The sequence below is a fragment of the Streptococcus gingivalis genome, assembly GCF_035544715.1.
Taxonomy (GTDB): Bacteria; Bacillota; Bacilli; order Lactobacillales; family Streptococcaceae; genus Streptococcus; species Streptococcus gingivalis.
Genome location: NZ_JAYKTO010000002.1, coordinates 819,592 through 835,221, shown reverse-complemented (window position 1 = coordinate 835,221; position 15,630 = coordinate 819,592). Strand labels below are relative to the sequence as shown.

Sequence of the window (15,630 nt, the reverse complement as noted above, 5' to 3'; positions counted from 1 at the left end):
GCCCTTTTTCCCTATCCTTATGATTGTTGCAATACTTTCCGAGGCTTGGTTCCTTCAGCAGGTCCAATCACACCGGCTGCTTCCAACTCTTCCATGAGGCGAGTCGCTCGGTTAAAGCCAACGGATAAGCGGCGCTGAATCATCGAAGCACTGGCTTTTTGAGTTTCAACCACGAGCGCCTTGGCCTCTTCAAAGAGAGGATCGCCTTCATCAGAGCCACCCATGCCTCCGTCAAAGTCCGATTCCGACACTTCGCCTGGATCAAAGGCATCATCATAATCGGCTTCTGCCTGCTCCTTGATAAAGTTGACAATCCGCTCGACATCGTCATCTGAGATAAAGGATCCTTGCAGACGAATCGGGTGGTTTTCATCGATCGGTTTAAAGAGCATGTCTCCGCGACCGAGCAATTTCTCCGCTCCATTTTCATCCAAGATGGTCCGTGAGTCGGTCCCAGATGATACCGCAAAAGCGACACGGGAAGGCACATTGGCCTTGATCAAACCTGAGATAACGTCAACCGATGGCCGTTGAGTCGCAAGAATCATGTGGATCCCAGCCGCACGCGCCTTTTGTCCAAGGCGGATAATGGCATCTTCCACTTCTTTACTTGCGACCATCATCAAGTCTGCCAACTCATCGACAATGACCACAATCAATGGAAGGGGCACTTGCTTCATCTCAGACTGGGCATTGTGCTCCACCACCTTGGCATTAAAGCCAGCAATATTACGAGCACCCACTTTCGAGAAGAGCTCATAGCGATTTTCCATCTCATCAACGACCTTCTGCAGGGCCCGACTGGCCTTGCGTGGGTTGGTCACCACTGGAATCAAGAGGTGAGGAATATCATTGTAGACAGAAAGCTCCACCATCTTTGGATCGACCATCATAAACTTGACTTCGTCCGGACGGGCCTTCATCAAGATACTCGAAATAATCCCATTGACCGCTACCGACTTACCAGATCCGGTAGAACCCGCTACCAAGAGGTGGGGCATCCGAGCCAAATCAAAGGTTCGTGCCGAGCCATCTACAGCCTTCCCAAGAGGAATCTCAAGGAGTTTAGCTGGATCTGTTTTGGACTGCTCCCACAATTCACGGAAAGAAACGGTCGCAATCTCTGAGTTAGGCACTTCAATCCCGACCAGAGACTTCCCTGGAATCGGTGCTTCAATCCGCACATCCTTAGCAGCTAGGGCCAAGGCCAAATCATCTGCTAGGTTCGAAATGCGGTTGACCCGCACACCGACAGCTGGCTTGACTTCATACTTGGTAACAGAAGGACCGATTTCTGCCCGCTCCACTGTCGCCTTGATATTGAAGCTTGCAAAGGTCTCTTCCAAAATGCGGATATTCTGACGAACGATGTTTTTCTCTTTGGATTGATTTTTGGGCTTGTCAGGTGCGAAGAGATCAATGGTTGGAAGCTTGTACTGGAGCAATTCCTTAGGTGTAAAATCCACTTGAACTTCTTCCCCATCGTCTTCGAATTCTTCGGCTACCGGAAGCTCTTCATATTCTTCAGGCTCTTCCGGCCATTCTTCATCTGGCAGGTAGATTTCTGGTGTTGCTGGTGCAACAATCTCAGCTTCTGGGAAGGACTCTGTAAAGGGCTCTTCCGCCAACACTTCTCCTGTTTCAGGATCTACAGGGTGCCCTTCCATAGAAAGGGGAGTTGGAAGAGCAGCTCTTGCTTCTTCTTGCTCTCTTTCAGCTGCAGCAGCTTCCTCAGCAGCTCTCGCTTCCTTTTCAAGGAATTTCTGCTCGCGACGTTCTTTGCGTTTTTCCATAGAAGCATGGAAAGCTTCGGACCCCTTTTCAAACAAATCATAGATGGAGTAAGGGCTTATCAAGAGGATCCCCAATCCGATAAAGAGAAGACCGATAAAATAAGAGCCAATATTTGAAAACAGGAAGGAAATCGGAGCATAAAGAAGGGCACCGATCATACCACCACCGGCAAAACTCTCCACCCGCAGATGAATCAAGTCTGCCATGATTCTTGAAAAAGTGACCTTGATTCCATTATTGTCTAAATGAAGGGAGGATACAAAGAAGGCCTGAAACATCAAAAGAACCCCAACAAAGAAGCATAGGAATCCTGAAATCACCCCTTCGTGTTTATCCAGCCATTTAAAGGCATAAAGGTAGAAGAAGGTCGCTAAAATAGCCAAATAAGCCAAACTTCCGACAAAAAGACGGATCAAATTATAGGCTAAGACCCCTACTGCCCCCAATTTCAAGGCCGCAAAAATTAAGACCAGACTAATCAGAATGGTCACAATCATGCGATGAATTGCTTTTTTTCTTTCTAATTCTGCTTTGGACAGTCGTCTTGTCGACCGTGTTTTTTTTGATTGATTATTGTTTGCCATAACCTTTATTATATCACATTTCCAAGCTAGTTCTCTAGTAAAATCTCTTCCACAAATTTGTAGCAGAAAGCAGAAAAACAGCACCGAGTGGGCACTGTTCTTTAGAGCTGTTTAGAACGATATTCAATGATGTTCAAATTCCAAAATGGTTCTTACTCAGATTTTTTATCCTCCGGTGTGATGGTATCTAGAACTTGGTCGAATTTTTGCTCTCTTTCCAAGTCATGATCCATTTGAATAATATCGATTTGATCTTGTACATTTGTTTGTTGGACTTGTGGTTTATATAGTGAGGTAAATCCTACTCCAATCACCAGTAGACTCGCTCCAAGGACGCAAAGTCTTTTGACATGCCAAGCCATAGGCAAGGGAATTTTTGCTCCGAAACCTGATTTCTTAATCCAATCCGGATGGTCTCGCATGACACGATTTACCGCCATCAGAGGCTTCAGGTAGCCAAAGAGCGCAATGACCGTTGTCAACCCAATCACCCGAAAACGATTCTGATTGGACGGAGAAACATGGTTCACTTCCATCAAGACCATTCCCGTAATCACTAAAGTAATGACCAGTAATAAGCCCAAAGATCTCCATAGACCTTCCCTACGGTAGCATTTCAATTCATCAAATGACATCTGGTTAAAATTCTTATTCATTCTCCAATAACTCCTTGTGTTTTTTCAGGCTCTTTCAATTAATCTCTATTTTGATTGGAGGATTTACAGATGACTGCCTTCATCCTTCAAGTATTGTTTAGCCTTTCGAACGATATAGAGCGACTCATCTTCTGAGACTAACTTGTGAAAGAGATCATTGGCTCTGTGCTGATCACCTTTAAGAGTGGCATTCAAGGCTTGGTAGTAGATAATTTCCATCTGCTGGTACTTGAAATCATTGCTTAAATCTTCGAAATAGTCATTGCTTTGCTGCGCAATGGTTAAATCATAAAGAGCGAGACAGACTTTTTTTGTTTTCTCAGCTAGTGTAGGTTCTGTGATAGTCAATTCATTCAACCGACCCTCCAGCTCTTCTCTAGACAAATCAGGATCTGTCAGCACGATCGAACGAATAAGATAACTCTCAAAAAAGTTCTTATATTTCTGCGGACAATCCGTCTGACTGAGTGCTTCTCTAGCTTCCATTATGACAATATCAAAATCTCCCATCATAAACGAATAGGCGACCGATGTTAACTTCATATCTATCTGTGAAATAGCTTTTTTCACATTCTTGTTCAACTGAAGGTATTGCTGCCAAAAAGCTAAATCTAAGTCTACATGGAGCAAGGTGTTGCACTTGTTGGTATAGCTCTTCTTGAGCAATTGGATGAATAAAACCAAGCCTGCAAGGACCAATAAGACGCCAGTAGTCTGAAGAAGGGTATCTCTGACCACTAACCCAATGCAAAAAATCAGAAGCATAGCCAACATGCCAGCAGATCTAATATAGAGTCTATAGTTTTTGCGTAGAGTTTTATAATCCAATTTGTAGCCTCCTATTCATGATACGGTTTTTGAGGGAATTCGTTCATTTTCAAACAAATTAACATATCTCCCATCATACCGAATTTTCCATCTATACGCAACTTACTTCTTAATTAGTGATTTATCAAATATTATCGGTCTTGAAACAACCTCAGAAAATAGAGAATCCCGTCCAGATTTGAAAGTATCGCAAAATTAAGGTACAATAGAGAAAGACAATTATGTTGGAAAGGAAGAATATGAAAAAATTAATCGCATTACTATTATTTTCCGGCTTGGCTTTAACAGCTTGTTCGTCCAATAAAACAGACGCTAACTCTTCAAGCTCAAGTAAAGAAAAGACAGAGCAGACAGCAACTTCTAGCTCTAGTGAAAAAGATCAAAAGAAAATTGAAGAAGAACAAAAGAAATTAGAACAACTGCGCAAAGATTTTAACGATGCCATGACCAATGAAAATGCCGTCTTCCCACAACTCTCAAATGAAGTGGCTGAAGACGAAGCAGAGGTTAAAATCACAACAACTGAAGGCGATATCACTGTGAAGCTCTTCCCTAAATATGCCCCACTTGCAGTTGAAAACTTCTTGACCCATGCAAAAGAAGGCTACTACAATGGCTTACTTTTCCACCGTGTCATTAACAACTTTATGATCCAAACTGGGGATCCTAAAGGAGATGGTACTGGTGGCGAATCCATCTGGAAGGGCAAAGACAAATCCAAAGATTCAGGTACTGGTTTTGAGAATGAGTATTCTCCATACCTTTACAACCTTCGTGGAGCCCTTGCTATGGCCAATTCTGGTCCAAATACCAATGGTAGTCAATTCTATATCAACCAAAATAAGGATGATATTTCAAGTAAACTCCCAACTGACCGCTTCCCAGCTAAGATCATCGATGCTTATAAAAATGGTGGAAATCCAACCCTCGATGGTGGTAACTACACTGTCTTTGGCCAAGTGATCGATGGCATGGATGTGGTCGATAAAATCGCCTCTGCCGAAACCGATGATAAGGACAAACCAAAAGCAGACATCAAGATTGAAAAAATCGAGATCTTAAAAGACTACAATTTCAAGAAATAATGAAAAGAGAACCGAGAGGTTCTCTTTTTAAGATATTGATAAACATTTTACATAAAATTAGCTAATAGATTCATTGGTAAAAAAATGAATTCTAATTATTTATGTCATTCATCTACTGAAACTTTCCGCCGTGAGAAAAGTGCCTGAAACAGATTTGTTTCAGGCACACGGAATTATTGAGACCTTAGGCTCAATAATTAGTCATGGAACTTCTCAGAAGTTCGCTGACGTCCGTACTCACCTAAGGAAAGTTTCTAAGAAGAATCTGAAAAGAGAACCAAACGGTTCTCTTTTTGTCTTTACGTCAATTCATTAAAGTCCCAGATTTGGTCCATCCAGCCTTCATAGAAATCTGGCTCGTGGCAAACCATGAGAATCGATCCCTTGTACTCTTTCAGAGCCCGTTTCAATTCATCTTTGGCATCCACATCCAAGTGGTTGGTCGGCTCATCTAGTACCAAGACATTGTTTTCACGGTTCATCAAGAGACAGAAGCGTACCTTGGCTTGCTCTCCACCGGATAGCACCTGGATTTGGCTCTCGATATGTTTGGTGGTCAAACCACAGCGAGCAAGGGCGGCACGGACTTCTGCTTGGTTGAGAGCCGGAAAGGCATTCCAGACTGCTTCAAGTGGTGTCTGACGATTACCCCCTTCGACCTCTTGCTCAAAGTAGCCAAGTTCTAGGTAATCTCCCCGCTCTACTTCTCCAGCAATCGGTGGGATGATTCCTAGCAAGCTCTTCAAGAGAGTGGTTTTCCCGATCCCGTTAGCTCCGATGATGGCTACCTTTTGATTGCGTTCAAATGTTAGATTCAAAGGCTTGGTCAAAGGACGGTCATAGCCAATCTGGAGATCCTTGGCCTGGAAGATAAAACGGCCTGGAGTCCGGGCATTTTTAAATTCAAAGGATGGCTTTGGTTTCTCACTTTGCAGCTCAATGAGTTCCATTTTGTCTAGCTTCTTCTGACGAGACATGGCCATATTCCGTGTAGCCACACGCGCCTTATTGCGGGCTACGAAATCTTTCAAATCAGCAATCTCTTTTTGCTGACGCTCATAAGCCGCTTCCAATTGCGATTTCTTCATTTCATAGACTTCAAGGAATTGGTAGTAGTCTCCAGAATAGCGGGTTAACTGCTGATTTTCCACATGGTAGACGATATTGATCACATCGTTCAAGAAAGGAATATCGTGGGAAATAAGGACAAAGGCATTTTCATAATTTTGCAAATAGCGTTTGAGCCAATCGATGTGCTCTGCATCCAAGTAGTTGGTCGGCTCGTCCAAGAGAAGGATATCTGGTTTTTCAAGGAGCAATTTGGCCAAGAGGACCTTGGTCCGTTGCCCACCTGACAAGGAGGTCACATCCGTGTCCATGCCAAAGTCCATGACCCCAAGAGCACGCGCCACTTCATCAATCTTGGCATCCAAGGTATAAAAATCACGACTTTCTAGACGCTCTTGGAGTTCTCCAACCTCTTCCATCAGAGCATCAACATCGGCTCCCTCTTCCGCCATGGCCATATAGAGGTCATTGATGCGAGCTTCAGCTGTGAACAACTCATCAAAAGCGGTCCGTAAGACATCGCGAACCGTTTGTCCTTCTTCTAAGACCGAATGCTGATCCAGGTAACCTGCCGTCACATACTTAGACCACTCCACCTTGCCTTCGTCAGGTTGCATCTTACCAGTCACGATGCTCATGAAGGTCGATTTCCCCTCACCATTGGCCCCGACAAGACCAATATGCTCTCCCTTTAACAAACGGAAGGACACATCCTCAAAAATCGCACGGTCCCCAAAACCATGACTCAAATTTTTCACTTCTAAAATACTCATGCTTGACTCTCTTTCATTGATTTCACTCGTATGATTATATCATCTTCACTGCAAAATGAAAAGGGAGCCCAACTCCCTTTTCTTTTATAAACCTAAGTCTGCGTATGGTTTTCGGTAGCCCACTTGAACAACTTTTCCGTCTTTGACAAGGAGAGGCCGCTTGATCAGCATACCGTCTGAAGCAAGGAGATCCGCCACTTCTTTCACTGTCAGTTGATCCACCTTATCTTTCAAACCGAGTTCTCGGTATTTCATTCCGCTAGTATTGAAGAAAGACTTGATCGGTAGCCCAGAAGCTGTCATCCATTCTTGCAATTCTTGGCTAGTCGGTGTTTCTGTGACGATGTTTTGGCTTTGGAACTCACATTGGAGACCGTCCAATTCTGATTTAGCTTTTCGACAAGTCGAACATTTTGGGTATTCAATAAATGTATACATCGATTTTATTTCTCCTTCCAGGTAATTCCTTCGTGTTTTAAAAGCCAGCGTTTGCGATCAAGTCCAGACGCATAGCCCGTCAGTTGTCCATCTTTTCCCATCACACGGTGGCAAGGGACTAAGATCGTCAAGGGATTGCGTCCAACAGCCTGTCCTACGGCTTGGGCTGAACCACAAGAAAGATCCTGGGCAAGCTGGCCATAGGTCTTGGTCTCACCATATGGGATCTCTCGCAATAACCGCCACACCCGCTCTTGAAAGGCTGTCCCTTGCGGTGCTAATGGAAAGCTGATAGCGATTGGATCCCCAGCAAAATAGTGGTCCAACCACTCCTTCACCTTCTCATGGTAGGGATGGACCTGTTCCAGCGCCCCATAGGGATCAGGCGCCTCCTCTTTCGGATCATAAAAATCAAGCTCAACAAGGCCTTCTTCACTGACAACGATCGAAAGAAGCCCCATAGGGCTTTCATAAAATTGTTTAAGATAGAGAGTCATTGTAGGCTGCTTCCGCTCTTTGGTCCCAGCGGTCCTCTTCTGAGACCACTTGGAATAGACTAGTTTCTGCTTTTCGTTTGATCTTTTGATAAGCCAGACGGACTCCATCAATAGGGACCTTTCCACAATAATGGTAGCCCAATTTTTCAAGCAAATGTTGCATGACCAGATTATTCGGGTGCGTATCGCAACGGAAATCTGGGCCTTTTTCTCCTTCGATTAAACCTTGAAGGAAGGTCTGAGCCACCCCTTTGCCAGCAGCTTCTTTGGCTACAGCGACACGGTGAAAAGTGACATACATATAGTTGTCATGCTCCCACTTGCCATCGTAAATCTCATTATAGGCCGCTTCGTTGCCCTTGTAGACAGCTGCATAGGCGACAACTTCCTGATCTTCAACGGCCACATAGCCTCGACTTTCTAGAATATCCTCAAAAATGATCTCTTCATCTGGATAGCCATCCTGCCACTGGTCGACCTGTCTTTGAGCCAGGCTTTCCTTGGCATCTTGGATGATTTCCATAATTCGCTTGATCTCATTGGGATAAGCCATTCTAATTTCCATCCTGCTTCCAACCTTTCCTAGTCTTGATGGTAACGAGCATAGAGCTCACTCTTTTGCAGGCCGTATTGTTTGGCGACCTGTTTAATTGCTTGATTTTTCTTCATACCCTCTTGGACCAAGGTATCGATCTCTTGGATCAAGTCGACCTCTTCTAGGTCTAGCTCTTCTTCCTTGGCTCCTTCGACAATCAAGAGGCACTCCCCTTTAAGAGGATTTTCTTCCAGAAATGCGACTAACTCAGAAATACTGCCGCGAGTATATTCCTCGTAGATCTTGGTTAATTCACGAACCAATACGACAGGACGATCCCCATAGACAGCCAACATATTCTCTAGGGTTGCCTTCACTCGATGGGGAGATTCATAAAAGATCTGGGTCTCAGGATAGGCCACTTTTTCTTGGAAAAAGGCCTTTTGTTGCCCCTCTTTGCGAGGCAGAAATCCATAAAAAATATGAGGTTGAGGGGCTAGGCCACTGGCAATCAAACCCGTTATACCTGCACTAGGACCAGGCACAGCTACGACAGGAATCTCGCGTTCAATCGCTGCCTTGACCAAATCATGACCAGGATCAGAAATACTAGGAAGTCCTGCATCTGAGACTTGCGCCACATCCTTTCCGGATTCTAAATAGGTGATCAGATCTGGAATTTTCTCCATGGCATTGTGCTCATGAAAGCTAGTCTGGGGTGTCGCAATCTCAAAATGCTTGAGCAAGAGGCCTGTATTTCTAGTATCCTCAGCTGCGATCAGGTCCACATCTTTTAAGGTCTGGACCATGCGGTAACTCATATCCTCCCGGTTACCGATCGGTGTTGGGACCAGGTAAAGCACCCCTGTTTTCTTTTCCCCTTTAAAACTTCGTTGGATCTGCATGCTTACTCCCTAAATAACAACTCGTCACAAAACATACACTCTTCATCGTTCTCACGGCGTTGACCGTAGGAATATGTGCAGATATGAAAACCGTCGTTGTAAATACGTTGCAAATTTTCACGGCCATGGTGTTGTGACTTTGCGGATGAAGTCTTCTCAACTTCCCCCAAACGCTCTCTCAATTTATCATTTTCTAAGCGAAGCGCTGTATTTTCTTCGATGACTTGTTTCAAATTTTTCTTGATGGCTTCGACTTCAGCCAAGGTGACCAACAAATTCTGAGAAAAGCCGTCTAAAGCATCAAATAATTCTTTTTTATTCATTCTGACTCCTTAACTTTCTAAGCTCAAAACCATATATTCTAGAGCATTTTGAAAAGAAACATTGGCCTTCCACATGGTGCGAGCAAGATTCAATTTCTCAAGCAACTGCTGGGATCTACTCAAGCGCAACTGCTCTTCTAAAGCCAACTCCATCAAACGAAAGGCCTGGCTTTGTTTTTCCTTATCATCTGCTAGGCTCACTAAGCGGGTCACTTCCAAATAAGCACGATTCAAATTGGATTGACAACGTTCGATGAACTGATCACAAACTTTTGCCAGTTCAAAAAATGTAGCATTCTTTTTTTGTTGCTCTGCTTCTTCGAGACTAAAACTAAAACGAGCTACTAGACTTGCCTGCGTTTTAATCAAGCCTTCTTTTTCTAGCAGTTCGGTTAGGTAGGCTTGTTTTTTAGGAAAATGGACCTGCTGGGCCCGACTCTTGATAGTCGGTAAGATCAAGTTTTCATCGGATGTCAACAAGAAGAGATAGATCTCACTCTGGGGTTCTTCCATGACTTTTAAGAGAGAATTGGCCGCATTGGTATGCATCTTATCCGCATCTTGGACGATAAAGACCTGCCGACTTCCTTCAAATCCTGATTGAGAAAAGTCTTGAACCAGCGAACGAATGCGGTCCGTCTTAATGATCTGGTTGACTGGACGCACGATCTTTACGTCTGAGAATTCTTCTTCTTCAATCAAGCGGCAGGAACGGCATTTGCCACAAGGCCAGACTCCCTGCAAGTCTTCGCAAAACTGACTTTGAGCTAGCAAGAGGGCCATCTCAAAACTGGCAAAAGAGCCTGTAAAAAGATAAGCATGACTGAGTTGTTTGTGTTCTAAGATCTGGGTGAAGCGCTCCACCAATTCTGGCTGGAGCTGTTGGATCTCTTCTAGCTTCATTTCAATATCCCCAAGCGATTTTCTAAAACAGCCAAGACATCCGCAAAGACTGCTTCAAAGGATTGACTGGCATCGATTTTCACAATGCGCTCTGGTTCCTTTTCATACAAGGCCAAATAACCCTGTCTGACTTTTTGGTGAAGCTCCAATCCTTCCAAATCCAAACGATTGACTTCCCGCTCTTGGTTTTTCGCAATTCGAGCGAGCCCTTCTTCGACATCCAAATCAAAGTAAAGGGTGAGATCTGGTTTAAGACCATCTGTCGCAAATTGATTGAGCCACTCGATATCTTCCACACTCAGACCGCGACCGTAACCTTGATAAGCGACCGAGCTATCAATAAAGCGGTCCATCAAGACAACCTTCCCAGCTGCAAGGGCTGGCAAGACACGTTCCACCAAATGCTGCCGGCGACTAGCAATATAAAGCAACAACTCTGTCTTGGCATCCATACTAGTATGGTCTGGATCTAAAATGACTTGGCGGATCTTTTCTGCAATGTCTACACCGCCTGGTTCACGGGTTGTAATAAAAGGAATTCCTTTTTCTTCAAGTAGAGGCAAAACGGCTTCTAGGACCGATGATTTCCCCGCTCCTTCTGGACCTTCAAATGAAATTAATGTACCGTTTACCATAGTATCCTCTTTCTAGTTTTCTTCTTTTTATTTTACCAAAAATAAGGGTAAAAATCTTGTATTTTAGGAGAGAAAATTTTTCAAAGTCATTTTCATTTTTTCACTTTTTTGTTACAATGATCTTATAAAGTTTTAGGAGACAACCTATCATGTTTAAATTTAAAGATATTCTGGCTATCATCTTGGGGGCCGGCATTTTTTCGTTTGGGATCTATTTTTTGGTCATTCCCTTTCACTTCTATGAAGGAGGAGCGACAGGGATTACCTTGATCACCTATTACCTCTTCAAAATCCCCGTATCCCTAATGAACTTGCTGATCAATATCCCTCTCTTCGTTCTAGCTTGGAAACTGCTGGGCAAGAAATCTCTTTATCTGAGCTTACTGGGGACTTTCTCGGTTTCCGCTTGGATGGCGATTTTTGAAGCGATACCCCTCAGCCACCGCTACCATCACTTCATCTTTAACGCCTTTAAAGGAGATATTCTGCTTGCCTGTATCGCCTCAGGGGTTGTACTTGGTTTGGGGCTAGGGATCATCTTCAATGCTGGAGGAACCACTGGAGGAACAGATATCCTCGCTCGCATCTTTAACAAATACACTTCCCTCACCATGGGAAAACTCATGTTGATTGTCGATGCCATTGTTCTGATAACTGTTGTCGTAGTCTTCCAAGATGTCCGTACAGCTATGTATACCCTCTTCTTTATCCTGATTGATACTCTTGTGATCGACTTGATTGGAGAAGGTGGTTTTGCTGGAAAAGGCTTCCTTATCGTCACATCTAAACCAGAAGAAATTGCCAAAAAGGTTTCTGACGATCTGGGTCGCGGGATTACCTTTATCCGTGGAATGGGCTATTACAGCCGTAAAGATCTGGATATCGTCTACTGTGTCGTTTCACGGAATGAGATGAAACAAATGAAAGACATCATCAATCAGATCGATCCATTCGCCTTTATCACCATTTCAGAAGCCCATGAAATTCTCGGCGAAGGCTTTACTTTAGATAAAGAAAAACAACCCATTACCCGTTAATAGAAAAAATCAGGCTGGATGACAATCCAGCCTGATTTTTTATTAAATAGCTTTTGCGGTTGTTCGAGTGATTTCATCAACTTTCAAACCGTTGGCTTCAAATTTACTACGGATTCCTTCTAGATCTGTCACCCCATCAATTTGGACTTCGATAACCACACGATCGTCTTTTGTTGGGATATTGACTGTATTGGCGATGTTATATCCTTCTTCTACAATCAAGTGAATGATTTGTTCGAGAACGCCAACCTTATCTTCTGTCACAAAGCGAACACGAACTCCTTCTTCTCCATAACCGGATACTTCAAGGAAAGCACGGAAAATATCACGGTCTGTGATGACACCAGATACTTGGTCATTGTCCACGACTGGAAGAATTCCCACCTTGTTCTTATACATGAGGTAGGTCGCATCTTCTAAGCTGGCAAATTTAGAGACGGTAATGACATCGCGAAGCATGACATCTTTAACCTTAGTCTTGTTCAACAGATAGTTCATCTCGAAAATAGACAAGCTTGTTGCTTTAGATGGACTTGCTTCTGCAATCGTACCTTCTGTCACCAAACCAACCAATTTATCGTTTTCAATGACTGGCAAACGGTGCAAACCTTGTTCGCGCATCAAATCTGCCGCATGGGCAATTGTAGTATCTGGACTAATGTAAACCACTTTACGTGTCATAAAATCTTTAACAGCCATAACAAGTTCTCCTATGCTTTTATTAGTTTTATTATACTTGATTTTAAGAATGATTTCAAACGCTTTCAGCAGTTTTCTCTTGTTTTCAAAATTTAGAAAAATCAAACAAGAGAGATGAAAAAAGAAAGGTCTTCAGGACCTTTCTTTCGAACATATTCAAACTGTTTTTCCTATAAAATGAGATTAATGTTTCTTCATAATAGAAATTATGCTTTTTTTTTGAATCATTTGGGAGTATATTGAAACTTTCCGCCGTGAGAAAAGTGCTAGAAACATTATTGTTTCTAGCACTCGGGAGTTTTGAAACCTTAGTTTCAAAACTAAGTCATGGAACTTCGTAGAAGTTCGCTGACGTCCGCACTCACCTAAGGAAAGTTTCTAAATTATCTTTGTCATCAATCCGAAGAAAGGTTTAGCTAACTTTTCCTTTCAAAAAACTTTAGAAATCTTATCCACCAAGGTAGGCCTTGCGGACTTCTTCTGAGGCTAAGAGTTCTTTTCCTGTTCCAGTAAGAACGACTTTCCCTGTTTCCAAAACATAACCGCGGTCTGCGATGGCAAGAGCCTTGTTGGCATTTTGCTCGATCAAGAGAACAGTTGTCCCTTGTTTTTGGATATCTTGGATGATATCAAAAATTTCTTGGATAAAGATTGGGGCCAATCCCATAGAAGGTTCATCCAGAAGCAAGAGTTTTGGCGTTGACATAAGTGCACGACCCATTGCAAGCATTTGTTGTTCCCCACCAGATAGGGTTGCTGCATCTTGGTTCTTCCGTTCTTCCAAACGTGGGAAACGGGAGAAGACTTTCTTCAAGTTAGCTTGGTTTTCTTCTCGATCTTTCTTCAAGAAAGCGCCCATCTCCAAGTTTTCCATAACAGTTAAGCCTGGAAAGACGTGGCGGCCTTCTGGAACTTGAGAGAGTCCTGCTGCTACAATCTTTTGAGCCGGAACCTTTTGAATCTCCTGACCCAAAAACTCGATTTTCCCAGCACTTGGACGCACCAAACCTGAAATGGTACGAAGAATGGATGTTTTCCCAGCACCGTTAGCACCGATAAGAGAAACAACTTCCCCTTCGTTTACCTCGAAACTAACATCACGGACAGCCTGGATCATGCCATAGTGTACAGAAAGATTTTCAACTTTTAACATAGACATTAGGCTTCACCTCCTAGATATGCTTCGATTACGCGTTTGTTGGTCTTGATTTCATCTGGCGTACCATGGGCAATCAAGCGACCATATTCCAATACATAAATCCGTTCTGTTACTTCCATAACCAAGCTCATATCGTGCTCGATCAGCATGATCGTAATATTAAATTCTTTTTGAATGCGACGGATCAATTGGGTCAATTCTGCTGTTTCTTGAGGGTTCATCCCTGCAGCAGGCTCATCCAAGAAGAGGATTTTTGGCTCTGTAGCAAGGGCACGAACGATCTCCAAGTGACGTTGTTGTCCGTAAGCTAAGTTTTTGGCCAAGGTATCTGCTTCTTTTTCCAAATCAAAAATCGCTAACAATTCAAGGGCTTTCGCTTTCAAAGCTTCTTCATTCTTGTAATAGCTTGGCAAGCGGAAAAGACTCGCAAAGACATGTGGTTTGTGGTGATTAGCAAAGGCAATCAAAACATTGTCCAACACGCTCAAATCTTTAAAGAGACGAATATTTTGGAAAGTACGTCCCAGACCACCTGCAGCGATTTTATATGGTGCTTTACCATTTAGCAACTGACCATCTAAGGTAATGGTCCCTTCACTTGGTTCATATACCCCTGTTAGGAGGTTGAAGAGGGTTGTTTTCCCGGCACCGTTGGGTCCGATCAAACCAACCAATTCCCCTTCATTGAGTTCCATGGTCACATCCCCAACGGCTGTCAAACCACCAAAGTTTTTTGTTAAATTTTTTACTTCAAGAAGTGCCATTAGTTAGCCTCCTTTTTTGAGAGTAGTTTTTTCAAGCTGAATTCCCATGTTCCAAGAAGACCACCTGGACGGAAGATCATCACGAGAATCAAAGCCAATGAGTAAATGATCATACGGATGCTTGAGAAATCTTGAAGCACCATGTTCAAGATACCCAAGACGATGGCTGCCACAACTGTTCCTGACATTGATCCCAAACCACCAAATACGACAATGATCAAGACATTAATAGTATTGGTGAAAGAGTAATCTTTAGGTACAACAGAGCCGATAAAGCCGGCTTGGAGAGATCCAGCAATCGCCGCTGTGATCGCACCAAATACAAAGGCAATGACTTTGACTTTGGTCGTATTGATCCCAACAGATTCTGCTGCGATTTCATCTTCACGAACAGAAAGGGTAGAGCGTCCAATTGGACTGCGTAAGAAGTTAATCGTAAAGATCGTTGTAATGACAACAAAGAGGTAAACCAATTGCCAAGTTGTAAAGGCTGGCAAACCAAGGATCCCAGCAGCACCATTTGTTAGAGTACCACCATTAACGATCAAGATCCGGATGATTTCAGAAACCCCAAGTGTCGCAATCGCTAGGTAGTCCCCTTTCAACCGAAGAGTCGGAACCCCAACGATCAAGGCAACAACACCAGCAATCAAAGCACCTAAAACCATCGCGCCAAAGAAAGCCCCGTAGGTTGGTGATTTGGAACCGAGAATGGCTGCAGAGTAGGCACCAATCGCCATAAATCCGGCATGTCCGAGTGAGAATTGACCTGAGAAACCAACAATGAGGTTCAAGCCAACTGCAAGGATAATATTAATTCCAATTTGTTCTAAAATTTGGATATAGAAGAGGTTGAGCACACCCGCTGCAACCAAGACTTGGATCAAGGCAAAACCTGCGACCAAAAGACCAAGCCAGACTAAATTCACTTTTAAATTTTGTTTCAT

General features: G+C 43.4%; 16 protein-coding genes and 1 pseudogene. 2 read left to right on the top strand and 15 right to left on the bottom strand.

All coding sequences use genetic code 11. From position 1 onward, the window contains the following. Nucleotides 1–17: 17 nt before the first annotated feature. The 3 genes and pseudogenes from SM122_RS10930 to SM122_RS10445 form a co-directional block, all read right to left on the bottom strand. Nucleotides 18–1,472 (bottom strand): annotated as a pseudogene (locus SM122_RS10930) (DNA translocase FtsK); the annotation flags it as partial. 1,058 nt (nt 1,473–2,530) lie between these two features. Continuing rightward, a complete protein-coding gene (locus SM122_RS10450; protein WP_195326745.1) occupies nt 2,531–3,034 on the bottom strand; it encodes a hypothetical protein in 504 nt (167 codons plus the stop codon). 63 nt (nt 3,035–3,097) lie between these two features. Further along, nucleotides 3,098–3,862, bottom strand: a complete 765-nt coding sequence (locus SM122_RS10445; RefSeq protein ID WP_195326744.1) for a hypothetical protein — start codon at nt 3,860–3,862, stop codon at nt 3,098–3,100. Nucleotides 3,863–4,101: 239 nt separating this feature from the next. On the opposite strand from SM122_RS10445, the gene SM122_RS10440 reads away from it, so the two are divergent. Next, nucleotides 4,102–4,947 carry a peptidylprolyl isomerase gene (locus SM122_RS10440; protein ID WP_195326743.1) on the top strand — a complete coding sequence of 282 codons (846 nt, stop codon included), beginning with the start codon at nt 4,102–4,104 and terminating at the stop codon, nt 4,945–4,947. Nucleotides 4,948–5,246: 299 nt separating this feature from the next. Here SM122_RS10440 and SM122_RS10435 read toward each other — a convergent pair whose 3' ends face one another. The 8 genes from SM122_RS10435 to tmk form a co-directional block, all read right to left on the bottom strand. Next, on the bottom strand, nt 5,247–6,788 hold the full coding sequence (locus SM122_RS10435; protein WP_049488524.1) for an ABC-F family ATP-binding cassette domain-containing protein: 1,542 nt from the start codon (nt 6,786–6,788) through the stop codon (nt 5,247–5,249). A gap of 84 nt (nt 6,789–6,872) precedes the next feature. After that, nucleotides 6,873–7,226 (bottom strand): arsenate reductase family protein, encoded by a 354-nt coding sequence (locus tag SM122_RS10430; RefSeq protein WP_195326742.1) that lies wholly within the window; start codon nt 7,224–7,226, stop codon nt 6,873–6,875. Between the two features lie 5 nt (nt 7,227–7,231). Next, nucleotides 7,232–7,723 carry a methylated-DNA--[protein]-cysteine S-methyltransferase gene (locus SM122_RS10425; RefSeq protein WP_195326741.1) on the bottom strand — a complete coding sequence of 164 codons (492 nt, stop codon included), beginning with the start codon at nt 7,721–7,723 and terminating at the stop codon, nt 7,232–7,234. Then, complete coding sequence (locus SM122_RS10420) at nt 7,707–8,288, bottom strand: GNAT family N-acetyltransferase (protein ID WP_195326740.1); 582 nt, start codon at nt 8,286–8,288, stop codon at nt 7,707–7,709. Before SM122_RS10420 ends, SM122_RS10425 begins: the two co-directional genes overlap by 17 nt. A gap of 17 nt (nt 8,289–8,305) precedes the next feature. Next, nucleotides 8,306–9,163, bottom strand: a complete 858-nt coding sequence (gene rsmI, locus SM122_RS10415; RefSeq protein ID WP_195189443.1) for a 16S rRNA (cytidine(1402)-2'-O)-methyltransferase — start codon at nt 9,161–9,163, stop codon at nt 8,306–8,308. 2 nt (nt 9,164–9,165) lie between these two features. Beyond that, entirely contained in the window at nt 9,166–9,486 is a 321-nt protein-coding gene (yabA, locus tag SM122_RS10410) for a DNA replication initiation control protein YabA (RefSeq protein ID WP_003005416.1), read from the bottom strand. Between the two features lie 9 nt (nt 9,487–9,495). After that, nucleotides 9,496–10,389 (bottom strand): DNA polymerase III subunit delta', encoded by an 894-nt coding sequence (locus SM122_RS10405; protein ID WP_049485953.1) that lies wholly within the window; start codon nt 10,387–10,389, stop codon nt 9,496–9,498. Then, a complete protein-coding gene (gene tmk, locus SM122_RS10400; protein ID WP_003004942.1) occupies nt 10,386–11,024 on the bottom strand; it encodes a dTMP kinase in 639 nt (212 codons plus the stop codon). Before tmk ends, SM122_RS10405 begins: the two co-directional genes overlap by 4 nt. A gap of 149 nt (nt 11,025–11,173) precedes the next feature. Between tmk and SM122_RS10395 the strand changes: the two genes are divergently transcribed. Further along, nucleotides 11,174–12,061, top strand: coding sequence for a YitT family protein (locus SM122_RS10395; protein WP_195326739.1), 888 nt, complete (start codon nt 11,174–11,176; stop codon nt 12,059–12,061). Between the two features lie 42 nt (nt 12,062–12,103). Here the strand turns inward: SM122_RS10395 and SM122_RS10390 are convergent, their stop codons facing one another. The 4 genes from SM122_RS10390 to SM122_RS10375 form a co-directional block, all read right to left on the bottom strand. Next, nucleotides 12,104–12,760, bottom strand: coding sequence for a CBS domain-containing protein (locus SM122_RS10390; RefSeq protein ID WP_003005183.1), 657 nt, complete (start codon nt 12,758–12,760; stop codon nt 12,104–12,106). 448 nt (nt 12,761–13,208) lie between these two features. Next, complete coding sequence (locus SM122_RS10385; protein ID WP_003005434.1) at nt 13,209–13,919, bottom strand: ABC transporter ATP-binding protein; 711 nt, start codon at nt 13,917–13,919, stop codon at nt 13,209–13,211. After that, nucleotides 13,919–14,683 (bottom strand): ABC transporter ATP-binding protein, encoded by a 765-nt coding sequence (locus SM122_RS10380; RefSeq protein ID WP_003013488.1) that lies wholly within the window; start codon nt 14,681–14,683, stop codon nt 13,919–13,921. The genes SM122_RS10385 and SM122_RS10380 overlap by 1 nt, the downstream gene beginning before the upstream one ends. After that, nucleotides 14,683–15,630, bottom strand: coding sequence for a branched-chain amino acid ABC transporter permease (locus tag SM122_RS10375; RefSeq protein ID WP_024056313.1), 948 nt, complete (start codon nt 15,628–15,630; stop codon nt 14,683–14,685). Before SM122_RS10375 ends, SM122_RS10380 begins: the two co-directional genes overlap by 1 nt.

Coding starts and splice junctions, on each gene's coding strand:
- SM122_RS10450 (WP_195326745.1), bottom strand. CDS start 3,034: ATGAATAAGAATTTTAACCAGATGTCATTTGATGAATTGAAATGCTAC.
- SM122_RS10440 (WP_195326743.1), top strand. CDS start 4,102: ATGAAAAAATTAATCGCATTACTATTATTTTCCGGCTTGGCTTTAACA.
- SM122_RS10435 (WP_049488524.1), bottom strand. CDS start 6,788: ATGAGTATTTTAGAAGTGAAAAATTTGAGTCATGGTTTTGGGGACCGT.
- SM122_RS10430 (WP_195326742.1), bottom strand. CDS start 7,226: ATGTATACATTTATTGAATACCCAAAATGTTCGACTTGTCGAAAAGCT.
- SM122_RS10425 (WP_195326741.1), bottom strand. CDS start 7,723: ATGACTCTCTATCTTAAACAATTTTATGAAAGCCCTATGGGGCTTCTT.
- SM122_RS10420 (WP_195326740.1), bottom strand. CDS start 8,288: ATGGAAATTAGAATGGCTTATCCCAATGAGATCAAGCGAATTATGGAA.
- rsmI (WP_195189443.1), bottom strand. CDS start 9,163: ATGCAGATCCAACGAAGTTTTAAAGGGGAAAAGAAAACAGGGGTGCTT.
- yabA (WP_003005416.1), bottom strand. CDS start 9,486: ATGAATAAAAAAGAATTATTTGATGCTTTAGACGGCTTTTCTCAGAAT.
- SM122_RS10405 (WP_049485953.1), bottom strand. CDS start 10,389: ATGAAGCTAGAAGAGATCCAACAGCTCCAGCCAGAATTGGTGGAGCGC.
- tmk (WP_003004942.1), bottom strand. CDS start 11,024: ATGGTAAACGGTACATTAATTTCATTTGAAGGTCCAGAAGGAGCGGGG.
- SM122_RS10395 (WP_195326739.1), top strand. CDS start 11,174: ATGTTTAAATTTAAAGATATTCTGGCTATCATCTTGGGGGCCGGCATT.
- SM122_RS10390 (WP_003005183.1), bottom strand. CDS start 12,760: ATGGCTGTTAAAGATTTTATGACACGTAAAGTGGTTTACATTAGTCCA.
- SM122_RS10385 (WP_003005434.1), bottom strand. CDS start 13,919: ATGTCTATGTTAAAAGTTGAAAATCTTTCTGTACACTATGGCATGATC.
- SM122_RS10380 (WP_003013488.1), bottom strand. CDS start 14,683: ATGGCACTTCTTGAAGTAAAAAATTTAACAAAAAACTTTGGTGGTTTG.
- SM122_RS10375 (WP_024056313.1), bottom strand. CDS start 15,630: ATGAAACAAAATTTAAAAGTGAATTTAGTCTGGCTTGGTCTTTTGGTC.